This is a genomic window from Blastococcus carthaginiensis, from assembly GCF_030731085.1.
Lineage (GTDB): Bacteria > Actinomycetota > Actinomycetes > Mycobacteriales > Geodermatophilaceae > Blastococcus > Blastococcus carthaginiensis.
The window spans coordinates 18,399-30,924 of the sequence record NZ_JASNFN010000027.1 but is presented as its reverse complement, the minus strand read 5'-3'; the positions used below and the strand labels follow the sequence as shown (position 1 = coordinate 30,924).

Annotated in this window: 9 protein-coding genes; 7 read left to right on the top strand and 2 right to left on the bottom strand. The window is 74.7% G+C overall.

What is annotated here, in order from left to right:
• The first annotated feature begins 132 nt into the window (after positions 1-132).
• A complete protein-coding gene (locus QOZ88_RS18400) occupies positions 133-2,178 on the top strand; it encodes a putative bifunctional diguanylate cyclase/phosphodiesterase (RefSeq protein ID WP_306001168.1) in 2,046 nt (681 codons plus the stop codon).
• A gap of 15 nt (positions 2,179-2,193) precedes the next feature.
• Here the strand turns inward: QOZ88_RS18400 and QOZ88_RS18395 are convergent, their stop codons facing one another.
• Positions 2,194-2,862, bottom strand: coding sequence for a UdgX family uracil-DNA binding protein (locus tag QOZ88_RS18395; protein ID WP_306001167.1), 669 nt, complete (start codon positions 2,860-2,862; stop codon positions 2,194-2,196).
• A gap of 131 nt (positions 2,863-2,993) precedes the next feature.
• Here QOZ88_RS18395 and QOZ88_RS18390 point away from each other — a divergent pair, with 131 nt between their 5' ends.
• The 6 genes from QOZ88_RS18390 (at position 2,994) to QOZ88_RS18365 (ending at position 11,075) form a co-directional block, all read left to right on the top strand.
• The gene (locus tag QOZ88_RS18390) at positions 2,994-3,902 is read left to right on the top strand and encodes an ABC transporter ATP-binding protein (protein WP_306001166.1); all 909 of its coding nucleotides are present in this window, start codon (positions 2,994-2,996) and stop codon (positions 3,900-3,902) included.
• Positions 3,899-5,083: an ABC transporter permease gene (locus QOZ88_RS18385; RefSeq protein ID WP_306001165.1), complete on the top strand. Its 1,185-nt coding sequence runs from the start codon at positions 3,899-3,901 to the stop codon at positions 5,081-5,083. Before QOZ88_RS18390 ends, QOZ88_RS18385 begins: the two co-directional genes overlap by 4 nt.
• A 37-nt stretch (positions 5,084-5,120) precedes the next feature.
• A complete protein-coding gene (locus QOZ88_RS18380; protein ID WP_306001164.1) occupies positions 5,121-6,101 on the top strand; it encodes a TIGR03557 family F420-dependent LLM class oxidoreductase in 981 nt (326 codons plus the stop codon).
• A gap of 94 nt (positions 6,102-6,195) precedes the next feature.
• Positions 6,196-7,053, top strand: coding sequence for a tetratricopeptide repeat protein (locus tag QOZ88_RS18375; protein ID WP_306001163.1), 858 nt, complete (start codon positions 6,196-6,198; stop codon positions 7,051-7,053).
• A 160-nt stretch (positions 7,054-7,213) separates the two neighbouring features.
• Complete coding sequence (gene ppc, locus QOZ88_RS18370; protein WP_306001162.1) at positions 7,214-10,009, top strand: phosphoenolpyruvate carboxylase; 2,796 nt, start codon at positions 7,214-7,216, stop codon at positions 10,007-10,009.
• Positions 10,002-11,075 (top strand): inositol monophosphatase family protein, encoded by a 1,074-nt coding sequence (locus tag QOZ88_RS18365; protein ID WP_306001161.1) that lies wholly within the window; start codon positions 10,002-10,004, stop codon positions 11,073-11,075. The genes ppc and QOZ88_RS18365 overlap by 8 nt, the downstream gene beginning before the upstream one ends.
• Position 11,076: 1 nt before the next feature.
• Here the strand turns inward: QOZ88_RS18365 and QOZ88_RS18360 are convergent, their stop codons facing one another.
• Positions 11,077-12,486: a ferredoxin--NADP reductase domain-containing protein gene (locus QOZ88_RS18360; RefSeq protein WP_306001160.1), complete on the bottom strand. Its 1,410-nt coding sequence runs from the start codon at positions 12,484-12,486 to the stop codon at positions 11,077-11,079.
• Between the last annotated feature and the right edge of the window lie 40 nt (positions 12,487-12,526).

Sequence of the window (12,526 nt, the reverse complement as noted above, 5' to 3'; positions counted from 1 at the left end):
GGAGCAGCGGCGGGAGGCGCAGTCGTCCGCGGCGGTGAGTGAGCGGAAACGCCGACCTGCGCCCTCACCCCGTGGGGGGGCGAGGTGAGGCACGCCTCAAGCGCGGCGGCGTGTGAACCGATCGTCGGTGGCATGAGGCTTCTCCACCGGCTACGGGGCACCAGCCTCCTCGCACGCTTCGGTGCGGTCAGCCTGCTGCTCACGTTCGCGGTGGGGGCGGTGCTCTCCTCCGTGCTGAGCACGGCGATCGAGAACCGCGCCCGCCAGCAGGCGGAGGACGCGGCCCTGATGGCGGTGCGACTGGGGCTCCAGCCGCAGTTCACGCCCGCCGACCTCGCCGAGGGTTTCGAGGCCGACCGCCTGGCGGACGTGGAGGACGCCCTCGACGACGCCGCCGAGGAGTTCGGCACGGCGGGGCTCTCGCTCGCCGCGTTCGACCCGATCGAGCTCAAGATCTTCAACCGCGACCGCACGATCGTCTACCACTCCGAAAACCCGGAGCTCGTGGGCGAGACATCGGGTTCCGGTGAGCTGGGCGCCGCGCTCGACGGCTACGTCGTCTCGGGCTTCGCGCACTCCGCCGACGACAGCGCCACGAGCGAGGACGGCGCGCACCAGCTGCTCGAGGTCTACGTGCCGATGCAGTACGACGGTGCGGACTCACCGGACGGGGTGATCGAGCTCTACCTGCCCTACGCGCCCGTCGCCGCCGCGGTCGCAGCGGACGTGCGGACCATGACGATCGCCCTCGTCGCCTCCCTGACGGTCTTCTACCTCGTCGTCTTCCGCCTGATCGCGTCGGCGTCGAAGAAGCTGCGCCGCCAGACCGAGGACCTGCGGAGCTCCGCCGAGCGCGACCGCCACCAGGCCACGCACGACGCCCTCACCGGCCTGCCCAACTGGGAGCTGCTGCGCGACCGTCTCGACCAGGCCCTGGCCGCGGCCAGCCGCTCGGACGGCGAAGTCGCCCTGTTCCTGATCGATCTGGACCGCTTCAAGGAGATCAACGACACCCTCGGCCACTCCTTCGGTGACAGGTTGCTCTGCCAGGTGGGGCCCCGACTGGAGTCGGTGCTGCGGGAGGGTGACACCGTCGCCCGCCTCGGCGGGGACGAGTTCACCGTCCTGCTGCCCCTCGTGGATGGGGCCGGTGAGGCCGAGCAGGTGGCCGAGCGGCTGCGCGAGGCGCTGCACCGGCCCTTCGACGTCGACGGCGTGGCCGTCGACGTGGAGGCCAGCATCGGCATCGTCGTCTCCCCGTGGCACGGCACCGACACCGAGGTGCTGCTGCGCAACGCCGACATCGCGATGTACGTCGCCAAGGAGTTCAAGTCCGGCGCGGTGATCTTCGAGCCCGAGGAGCACGTCACCGCCCCGTCGCGGCTGACGGTCCTGGGCGACTTGAGGCGGGCGCTGGAGGGCGCCGGCGAGCTGTTCCTGAACTACCAGCCCAAGTACACCTTGGACGGCGAGCGCATCGAGGGACTGGAGGCGCTGCTGCGGTGGCGCCATCCCGTCCACGGCCTCATCCCGCCCGACGACTTCATCCCGGCCGCCGAGGGCACCGGCATCATCCTGCGGCTGACCGAGCACGTGCTGGATCTGGCACTTGCCCAGATGCGCTGCTGGATGGACGCCGGCCACGGCGTCCCCGTCGCGGTGAACCTGTCCACCCGCTGCCTGCTCGACGTGGGGCTGCCCGAACTGGTCCGGCGGCTGCTGACCGCGCACCGGGTACCGGCCGAGCTGCTGCGGCTCGAGGTGACCGAGAGCGCGGTCATGGGCGACGCCGCCCGGTCCATGGAGGTCCTGCAGCGCCTGCACGACCTGGGCGTGAAGCTGTCGATCGACGACTTCGGCACCGGCTACACCTCCATGGCGCACCTGCGGCGGCTGCCGGTCGACGAGCTGAAGATCGACCGCTCGTTCGTGCTGGGCATGATCTCGACCGCCCACGATGCCGTGCTGGTGCGAACCGCGGTCGACCTGGGCCACAACCTGGGGCTGACCGTGGTCGCCGAGGGCGTCGAGGGCGCCGAGCACGTGGCTGCGCTGCGCGACCTCGGCTGTGACATCGCGCAGGGCTACCACTACGCCCGGCCGATGGGCGGCGAGCAGATGAGCGAGTTGCTCGACCGGGTCGGCACGATCCACGACGGATCGATGCCGGTCGTCTGACAGCGAACACCCGGGTCAGGCCAGCGCCCCGGCGACGGTGCGCAGGTCGGCGACCAGGGCGTCGTAGGCGGCGGCGCGCGCCTCGTCGGGCGTGCGCAGGATCGCCGAGGGGTGCGTGGTCGCGAGGATCCAGGTCTGGTGGGGCGCGTCCTCGTCGTCGTCCTCCGCCGGCGCCGGTGCCCCGGGCGGGGTCCAGGGGAGCAGCTGCCCGTGGTCGCGGGTGATCCGGAACGACGGGGAGATCAGCCCCTTGGCCGCCGTCGCGCCCAGGGCCACGACGACCTCGGGCTGCAGGACGGCGAACTCCGCCTCCAGCCACGGCCGGCAGGCCCGCAGGTGCTCGGGCCGGGGCGTCTGGTGGATCCGCCGCTTGCCCTTCACGGTGTGCGAGAAGTGCTTCACCGAGTTCGTGACGTAGCTGTCCCGCCGGTCGATGCCGGCGTCGGTCAGGGCCTTGTCCAGCAGCCGGCCCGCGGGGCCGACGAACGGCTCGCCCTTCCGGTCCTCCTGGTCGCCCGGCTGCTCGCCCACGAAGACCACCCGGGCGGTCTCGGGTCCCTCCCCGAACACCGTCTGGGTGGTGTCCTGCCACAGCTCGCAGGCCCGGCACCCGGCCGCGGCCGACCGCAGCTGTTCCAGGCCCACCCCGGCCGGCGGCCGGGCCACGCCGTCGCGCTCGCTCATCCACCGATGACACCGCACCGGGGCGCCGGCCGCGAGGTGAACTTCCGGTACTCGGGCACCTCACCTGCCCCGACGTGATCGTGAGCCCCGATACGGTCTCGGGCAGGAACACGCGAGGGCAGGAGGAACAGGTGCTCGAGTTCGACGGGCTGCGCAAGAGCTTCGGGAGCATCCGCGTGCTCGACGGTGTCGGCTTCACGGTCGCGCCCGGATCGATGTTCGGGTTCTGCGGCTCCAACGGCGCCGGCAAGACGACGACGATGCGCATCGCCATGGGCCTCGTGCGGGCGGACGCCGGCGAGGTGCGCTGGCAGGGGCGCCCGCTGGACCAGGTGACCCGCAGCAGGATCGGCTACATGCCGGAGGAGCGCGGTCTCTACCCGAAGATGAAGGTCGGCGAGCAGGTCACCTACTTCGCCCGGCTGCACGGCATGGACGCCGCCCCCGCGGCGAAGGCGGCGGAGGAGTGGGTGGGGCGGCTGGGCCTCGGTGACCGCCGCGGCGACCCGGTCGAGAAGCTGTCGCTGGGGAACCAGCAGCGGGTGCAGCTGGCGGCCGCGCTGGTGAGCCGCCCCGAGGTGCTGATCCTCGACGAGCCCTTCTCCGGCCTCGACCCGGTCGGCGTCGACTCCCTGGCTGAGGCGCTCCTCGAGCAGGTGCGCACCGGCGTCCCCGTCGTCTTCTCCAGCCACCAGCTGGACCTGGTGGAGCGGCTCTGCGACTCGGTCGGCATCCTCGCCCGCGGCCGCATGGTCGCCACCGGCACCGTCGAGGAGCTCCGCCGGCGCGAGGCGGGCCGGGTGCTCCGCGTCGTCGTCCCCGACGCCCCGCCGGGCTGGGCGGCCGCGCTGCCCGGCGTGCGGGTGGTCTCGGAGTCCGCCGGCGACACGCTGCTCGACCTCGGGGCCGGTGGTGACGACCAGGCGGTCCTCGGCGCCGCCGTCCGCACCGGGCGGGTCACCCACTTCGCCTGGCGCGAGCCCAGCCTCGTCGAGCTGTTCCGCGAGGCCGTCGCCCAGCCGCAGGAGGTGGCCGCGTGACCGAGCTCCGCACCCTGAGCAGCACCGCGAAGATCCGGCTGGTCGCGACGCGGGAGCTCTCCACCCGCATCCGGGACAAGAGCTTCATCATCAGCTCGATCGTCATCCTGGTCGCGATCGTCGGCGCGATGGCGTTCCAGGTGGTCGTGAGCTCCGGCGGCGAGGAGACGCGCGTCGGTGTCGTCGGCGGGGACGCCTCCGTGACCGCCGCCCTGGAGGCCCAGGGGGAGGCGCTGGACGTCGACGTCACCGTGGTGGAGCTGGCCGACGAGGACGCCGCGCGCGCAGCGGTGGACGCCGAGGACGTCGATGGCGCCCTCGTGGCCGGCACCGACCCCGAGCTGCTGGTCCGTGAGTCCGCCGGCGGCTCCCTGGAGGCGGTCGTGCAGGGGGCGGTCGGCCAGCTCGCGGTCGCCCAGCAGCTCGCCGACGCCGGGCTGACCGGTCTGGACGTGCCCGAGGTGGCGGTCACCTCGCTGGACACCGGCGCCGCGGCCGACGGCCAGCGGATCGTCACCGCGATCATCGGCGTCGTCCTGCTCTACAGCCTGCTGATCCTGTTCGGCCAGTTCATCGCCCAGGGCGTGGTGGAGGAGAAGGCCAGCCGGGTCGTCGAGCTGCTGCTGGCGACGATGCGCCCCTGGCAGCTGCTCGCCGGCAAGATCCTCGGCCTCGGGGTGCTGGCCCTGGGCCAGATGGTGCTGATCGGCGTCGTCGGCGTCGCGGGCGTGCTCGCCTTCGACGTCGTCGAGGTGCCGGGGGAGCTGATCGGCACCGTGCTCACGGTGATCGCCTGGTTCCTGCTGGGCTACGCCTTCTACGCCGCGGTGTTCGCGGTGGCGGCCTCGCTGGTGAGCCGGCAGGAGGACCTGGCCACGGTGCTCATGCCGACGTCCATGGTGCTCATCGTCGCGTTCTTCGTCGGCATCCAGGCCGCCTCCGACCCCGCCGGCGGCCTGGCCCGGGTGACCTCCTACCTGCCGGGGCTGTCGCCGCTGGTCATGCCGGTGCGCCAGGCCGCGGGCCAGGTCGCCCTGTGGGAGGTCGGGCTGGCCGTGGTGCTGATGCTGGCCGCCATCGCGTTGATCGTGCGCCTGGGCGGGCGGGTCTACGCCGGGGCGCTGCTGCGGACCGGCGGGAAGATCAAGGTCCGGGAGGCGCTGCGGGCCGAGCGCGTCTGAGGGTTGACGCCCCGGGGCGCCCGGGTAGCCGCGCGGCATGGCGATGCAGCTGGGCTACACGATGATGACCGAGCAGGCCGGACCGAGGGACCTGGTCCGCCACGTGGTGGGTGCCGAGGAGGTCGGGTTCGACTTCGCCGTCAGCAGCGACCACTACTTCCCGTGGCTGGACGAGATGGGCCACTCGCCGAACGCGTGGGTGACGCTGGGGGCGGCCGCGCAGGCGACCAGCCGGATCCCGCTGATGACGTACGTGACCTGCCCGACCTTCCGGTACCACCCGGCGGTCGTGGCGCAGCAGGCCGCGACGCTGCAGATCCTCTCCGAGGGGCGCTTCACCCTGGGCATCGGCGCGGGGGAGAACCTCAGCGAGCACGTGGTCGGCGGCGGGTGGCCCGGCGCCGACGTGCGGCACGAGCGGATCGTGGAGGCCCTGCAGATCATCCGCGACCTGTTCGACGGCGAGGGCTACACCAACTTCCGCGGCGAGCACTTCGACGTCGAGTCGGCCAAGCTCTGGGACCTGCCGGAGAAGCGGGTGCCCATCGGCTTCGCGGCGGGCGGGAAGCAGGCGGCCACGATCGCCGGCGAGCTCGCCGACGTCCTCGTCGCCACCGACCCGATGAGCGAGCTCGTGGAGCAGTTCGAGGCCGCCGGCGGTGCCGGCAAGCCGAAGGTCGGCCAGATGCCGATCAGCTTCGGCACCGACGAGGACGCCGCGGTGCAGCGGGCGCACAGCCTCTTCCGCTGGTTCGGGCTGGGCTGGAAGGTGAACGCCGAGCTGCCGGGGACCGCCGCGTTCGACGCGGCCAGCCAGTTCGTCACGCCCGACGACGTCGCCGGGTCCATCCCGTGCGGGGACGACGTCGATGCCGTGATCGAGGGGGCCAAGGCCTACGCCGACGCGGGCTTCACCCACCTGGCCCTCGTGCAGATCGGCGGCGACCAGCAGGAGCCCTACCTCGAATGGGTGCGCAGCTCGCTCATGCCGGCCTGGCGGGAGGCGTTCGGCAGCTGATCGGGTGACCTGCCGCCCCCGGGCCGCTCCCTTGGGGTGAGGTCCGGGCGCGAGGGGGCGCGCAGCGCGCCCCCTCGCCGCGATCATGGGCGGCATGACCGAGGACCTGGACGTGCGGCTGCGGCGGCTGCTCGCCTCCGACGACGCCGATGCGCTGATCGACCTCGGCTGCGACCTGGCCGACGCCGGCCGGCAGACCGACGCCGAGACGTGCTTCCGCCGCGCGTTCGACCTGGGCGACTCGGTCGCCGCGTTCAACCTCGGCAACTCCCTCGCCGCGCAGCAGCGCTGGGAGGAGGCGGTCGACGCCTACGAGGTCGCCCTGCGCGGCGGGGAGTCGGACGCCTGGCGCAACCTCGGCCTGGTGCTGGAGGACCTGGGCGACCTCGCCGGCGCGATGCGCGCCTACCGGGGCGCGGCGGCCGCCGGTGACCTGGAGGGCGGGCTGCAGCTGGCGTTCCTGCTCCGCGAGCAGGGCGAGCGCGAGCAGGCCATGGCGGTGGCCGAGGAGTTCGCCGCCGCCGGTGACCAGGAGGCGGCGGCCGTCGTCGCCTGCTGGCGCTGGTGCTCGACCCTGGACCCGGCGCTGGAGGACGACCTGCGCGCGGGGCAGCACCACTTCCCGGCCGCCCGCGCGGATCTCGCGCACCTGCTGCGGGAGACCGGCCGGTCGGCCGAGGCCCGCTCGGTGCTCGAGCGCGGGGCCAAGCTGGGCGAGCAGGTGGCCTGGCTGCCGCTGGGCAACCTCTACCGCGAGGAGCTGGGCGACGAGGAGGCCGCCGAGGAGGCCTACCGCAGCGGCATCGCCGTCGGTGACGCGTACTGCCACCAGAACCTCGGCGTGCTGCTGGCCGACCGCGGGGACCTCGAGGGCGCCGTGGAGCAGTTCCGCCTGGGCGCGGCGGCCGGTGACCAGCTCGCGGCGCAGTGCCTGCGGGAGCTCGAGCACTGAGAGGATCCCGTCCTGGCGGGGCCGGGCAGCGGACATCGTGCGCTGATGTGCAGTCGTCGCGCCTGGATGTGCGCATCGGCGCACTCTGACGGTGAGTGCGACGGGGCCGCCGTGGCAGGGGGGACATGAGCGCGTCACCTGCGTCCCCGATACTTGTGGTGTGAGCGAAGCCACTGTCGACGTCGCCGATCTCCGCCGCCACGGTGCCCCCGGCGCCGCCGACCGGGCGGACGACGATCCGCTGCGGGAGGACATCCGCCTCCTGGGCCGGGTCCTCGGCGAGGTCATCGGCGAGCAGGCCGGGCCCGACGTGCTGGAGCTGGTCGAGTCCACCCGCGTGGAGGCCTTCCGCATCCGACGCTCCGAGGTCGACCGCGCCGAGCTCGCCCGGCGCCTCGCCGGGCTGGACGTCCGCTCGGCCAACCACGTCATCCGCGCCTTCAGCCACTTCTCGCTGCTGGCCAACCTGGCCGAGGACATCCACCACGAGCGCCGCCGCCGGCACCACCGGCGCGCGGGGTCGCCGCCGCAGCAGGGCAGCCTGGCGGCGGCGTTCGCGCTGCTGGACGAGGCCGGCGTCGCGGAGGACACCGTGGCCCGCGAGCTCGCCGGCGCCCTGGTCTGCCCCGTCGTCACGGCCCACCCCACCGAGGTGCGCCGCAAGACCGTCTTCCAGGTGCAGCGGCAGGTCACCGAGCTGATCCGGCAGCGCGACCGCGCCGTCGACGGCGACGTCGACCCGCAGTGGTCGGCCCGGCTGTGGCGCTCGGTGCTCACGCTCTGGCAGACGGCGCTGCTGCGGCTGTCCCGGTTGCGGCTGACCGACGAGATCGACGAGGCGCTGCGCTACTACGAGCTCTCCCTGTTCGAGGTGGTGCCGGCGATCAACGCCGAGGTGCGCCGCGCGGTCGAGCAGCGCTGGCCCGGGGCCGGGGTGCTGCGCCGGCCGCTGCTGCTGCCCGGTTCCTGGATCGGCGGCGACCGCGACGGCAACCCGTTCGTCACCGCCGAGGCGCTGCGCCGGGCCACCTCCCGGCAGGCCGGCACGGCGCTGGCGCACCACCTGGCCGAGCTCGCGGCGCTGCGCGACGAGCTGTCGATGTCCGACCGGCTGGTCACGCCGACGCCCGCGCTCTACCACCTCGCCGAGGTCTCGCGGGACGACTCCCCGTTCCGGGCCGACGAGCCCTACCGGCGGGCGCTCACCGGCATCTCCGCGCGGCTGGCGGCCACCGCCGCCCGGGTGCCGGGCGCCGAGCCCGCGCAGGCCGGATCGCTGCCCGCGCTGCCCCCGTACGAGGGCCCCGACGAGCTGCGCGCCGACCTCGACGTGGTCGACGCGTCGCTGCGCAGCCACGGGGCCGGCCCGCTCGCCGACGACCGCCTGCTGCGGCTGCGCGAGGCGGTCGAGGTGTTCGGCTTCCACCTGTGCGGGCTGGACCTGCGGCAGAACTCGTCGGTGCACGAGCAGGTCGTCGCCGAGCTGCTCGCCTGGGCCGGGGTGTGCGACGACTACGCCGGGCTCGACGAGGCCGCGCGGGTGGAGCTGCTCGCCGGGGAGCTGACGCTGCGGCGCCCGCTGGTGCGCCCCGACGCGGAGTTGTCGGAGGAGACGCGCAAGGAGCTCGACGTGCTCCTCGCCGCCGCCGAGCGGGTGGCGCTGCTGGGCCCGCGGACCATCCCGAACTACGTGATCAGCATGTGCGAGTCGGTGAGCGACGTCCTCGAGGTCGCCGTCCTGCTCAAGGAGGTCGGCCTGCTCGACCCGGCCGGCCCCACCTGCCCGGTCGGCATCTCGCCGCTGTTCGAGACGATCGGCGACCTGCAGGCCGCGGCGACGACGCTGGGCGCGGTGCTCGACCAGCCCCTGTACCGGTCGCTGCTGGCCGGCCGGGGGAACGTGCAGGAGGTCATGCTCGGCTACTCCGACAGCAACAAGGACGGCGGCTACCTCGCCGCCAACTGGGCGCTCTACCGCGCCGAGCTGGACCTGGTGGAGCTCGCCCGCCGCGAAGGCATCCGGTTGCGGCTCTTCCACGGCCGCGGCGGCACCGTCGGCCGGGGCGGCGGCCCCAGCTACGAGGCGATCCGCGCGCAGCCGCCGGGCGCGGTGGCCGGGGCGCTGCGGCTCACCGAGCAGGGCGAGGTGATCGCCGCGAAGTACGCCGACCCCGACCTCGCCCGGCGGAACCTGGAGGCGCTGGTCGCCGCCACCCTGGAGTCGACGCTGCTCGACGTCGAGGGTCTCGGAGCCGACGCCGAGGAGGCCTACGCGCTGCTGGACGACCTCGCCGCCCGGGCGCAGCAGGCCTACCGGGAGCTGGTGCACGACACCCCCGGGTTCGTGCAGTGGTTCCGGGCGGCCACGCCGATCGGCGAGCTGGCCGAGCTGAACATCGGCAGCCGCCCGCCCTCGCGCAAGGCCGGCGACTCCATCGCCGACCTGCGCGCGATCCCGTGGGTGTTCAGCTGGTCGCAGACCCGGATCATGCTGCCCGGCTGGTACGGCACGGGGTCGGCGCTGGAGGGGTGGGTCGGGGGCTCCGCGGAGCGGCTGGAGCGGCTGCGAGAGCTGCACCGGCGGTGGCCGTTCTTCCGCACGGTGCTGTCCAACATGGGCATGGTGCTGGCCAAGACCGACCTCGGGCTCGCGGCCCGGTACGCCGAGCTGGTGCCCGACGAGGAGCTGCGGGCGCGGGTGTTCGACCGGATCACCGCCGAGCACGAGCGCACCTGCCGGATGGCGCTGGCGATCACCGGCGACGACGACCTGCTGGCCGACAACCCGTCGCTGGCCCGGTCGATCCGCAACCGGTTCCCCTACCTGGAGCCGCTGCACCACCTGCAGGTGGAGATGCTGCGACGCCGGCGGGGCGGGGAGGACGACGAGCTGACCAGCCGCAACATCCAGCTGACCATCAACGGCATCGCGACCGCGCTGCGCAACAGTGGCTGACCCGGGGCTGCGCACCGCGACCAGCCCCGATCTCCCGGCCGCGGCCGAGGCGCTGGGGCTGTCGCCGGCCGCGCTCGCCCCGGCGCTGCTCGACCCCTGGGCGCGGGTGCTGGTCGGCGAGGAGGGCCAGGTGGTGCTGGTCCGCCGGCAGTGGACCGACGAGGCCACCGCCGCGGCCGTGGTGGTGCGCCGGGCCGGCGTGCCGCTGGACCACCCGGTCGTGCTCGCCGCCGCGGCGGAGTGGGGCTGCGACCGCGTGCGGCACCTGGCGACCGGCCGGTGCGTCGACGTGCCGGCGCCGCCGGCCGACGCGCCGCTGCCGCTGCGCTTCGCCCACCTGGCGGCGCTGGCGGCCACCCGGGTGGAGACGGCGGTGGCGCTCGCGCACGGTACGGGGGAGGCGCGGACCAAGCGCGACGGCAGCCCCGCGCTCGCGGCCGACGACGCCGCGCACGACGCCGCCGTCGAGGTGCTCGGCGCGCTGGGCGTGCCGGTGCTCAGCGAGGAGAGCCGCGACACCGTGGTCGCCGCCGGGCGGCCGTGGGTGGTGCTCGACCCGCTCGACGGCACCGGCAACTTCGCCGCCGGGCTGCCGCCGTGGGCGTTCTCCGCCGCGCTGGTGCACGAGGGCCGGCCGGTGGCGGGGCTGGTCGCCGATCTCTCCTCGGGCCGGCGCTGGGCGGCGGTCGAGGGGCACGGTGCCGTGCGGGACGGGGTGCCGGTGCGCACCCGGACCGGCGGCACCGTCGTCGTCCCCAGCGGACCCCGGGGTGCCGCGGTGGCGGTGCCGGCGACGGCCCGCCGGGTGCGGATCACCGGTTGCACCGCCGTCGACCTCTGCCTGGTCGCCGACGGCGCGGCGGCGGCCTGGCACGACCTGGACCGCGGCGGCACCCACGTGCACGACGTCGCCGGCGGGCTGGCGGTGCTGCTGGCGGCCGGGGGGGCCGTCCTCACCGAGCGAGGGGAACCGCTGCGGCTGGTGCCCGACACCGGCGCGCTCATCCGGTTCGTGGCCGCGGCCGACGAGGCGGCGGCGCGGGAGCTGCTGGCGGCGATGCGCTGAGTCAGCGTCCCCGGGCCGCGGCCTCCCGGACGGCGGCCAGCAGCGACTCCCGCTCGTGCAGCGTGGTGCGGGCCCGGCCGCGGCTGGCGCCGAGGGCCTGCTCGGCGGCGTCGATGGCCCGCCAGTCGTCGAGCAGCACCGGCTCGGCCCCGCGCGCCTGCAGGGTGCGCACCAGGTCGTCGACCGGGCCGCGCACCCGCAGCGTGCCGTCCGCGGCGTCGGCCAGCAGCGCCGCGACGGTCTCGCGGGCGTCGTGCTTGTTGTGCCCGACCACCCCGGTGGGGCCGCGCTTGATCCAGCCGGCCGCGTACTCGCCGGCCGAGGGGGCGCCGTCGCGCAGCACCCGGCCCACCCCGTCGTGGGTGACGGTGCCGGTCCGCTGGTCGACCGGCAGGCCGGGCAGCGGGGTGCCGAGGTAGCCCACCGAGCGCACCACGAGGTCGGCCGGGAGCACCTCGAACTCACCGGTGCCGATCGCCCGGCCGTCGCCGTCGACGGCGGTGCGTTCCACCTCGACGCCGGTGACCCGGTCGGTGCCCAGCAGCCGCACCGGGCGGGAGTAGAAGCGCAGCCGCAGCCGGGTGCGGCCGGGCTCCGGCTCGTGGGCCGACCAGTCGCGCAGGACGGCGAGGTTGCGGGTGGCGTTGCGGTCCGCCGCGGCCCGGGCCTCGGTCTCGTCGTCGAGCTCGAGGTCGCCGGGGTCGACCAGCACGGTGCCCGCCGCCAGCTCACCGAGCTCGCGCAGCTCCTGGGTGGTGAAGGTGGCCTGCGCCGGGCCGCGGCGGCCGAGCACCGTCACCTCCTCGACCGGGGCGGCCGCCAGCACGTCGATGACGTGCTGGGGCATGTCGGTCGGCTCCAGCTCCTCCGCGGTGCGGGCGAGGATGCGCCCGACGTCGAGCGCGACGTTGCCCACCCCGATCACCACGGCGCGCCGGACGCCGGACAGGGCCGCCTCCACGGTGGCGCGGTCGGCGTCGGGGTGGCCGGTGTACCAGGCCACGAGGTCGGTGGCGGCCAGGCTGCCGGGCAGGTCCTCGCCCTCGATGCCCAGGTGCCGGTCGAGGGCGGCGCCGTAGGTGTAGACGACCGCGTCGACGTGCGCGCGCAGGTCGTCCAGCGCGAGCTCCGTGCCCACCTCCACGTTGCCGACGAACCGCACCAGGGGGTGGTCGAGGCTGCGGTGCAGGGTGTCGCGGATGGCGCGCATCTTCGGGTGGTCGGGGGCGATGCCGTGGCGGACCAGGCCGAAGGGGGTGGGCAGCCGGTCGACCAGGTCGACGGCGACGGGCACCTCGCTCTGCCTCGTCAGGGCGTCGGCGGCGTAGATGCCGGCCGGTCCGGCGCCGACGACCGCCACGCGCAGCGGGTGGTCATCAGCCGGGGGAGGGGGAGCGCCGTCGTCGACCACCCTGGCATCCTGGCCCGGCCGGGGCCGCGCCACCAGGGCA

Coding starts and splice junctions, on each gene's coding strand:
- QOZ88_RS18375 (WP_306001163.1), top strand. CDS start 6,196: ATGACCGAGGACCTGGACGTGCGGCTGCGGCGGCTGCTCGCCTCCGAC.
- QOZ88_RS18380 (WP_306001164.1), top strand. CDS start 5,121: ATGGCGATGCAGCTGGGCTACACGATGATGACCGAGCAGGCCGGACCG.
- QOZ88_RS18400 (WP_306001168.1), top strand. CDS start 133: ATGAGGCTTCTCCACCGGCTACGGGGCACCAGCCTCCTCGCACGCTTC.
- QOZ88_RS18395 (WP_306001167.1), bottom strand. CDS start 2,862: ATGAGCGAGCGCGACGGCGTGGCCCGGCCGCCGGCCGGGGTGGGCCTG.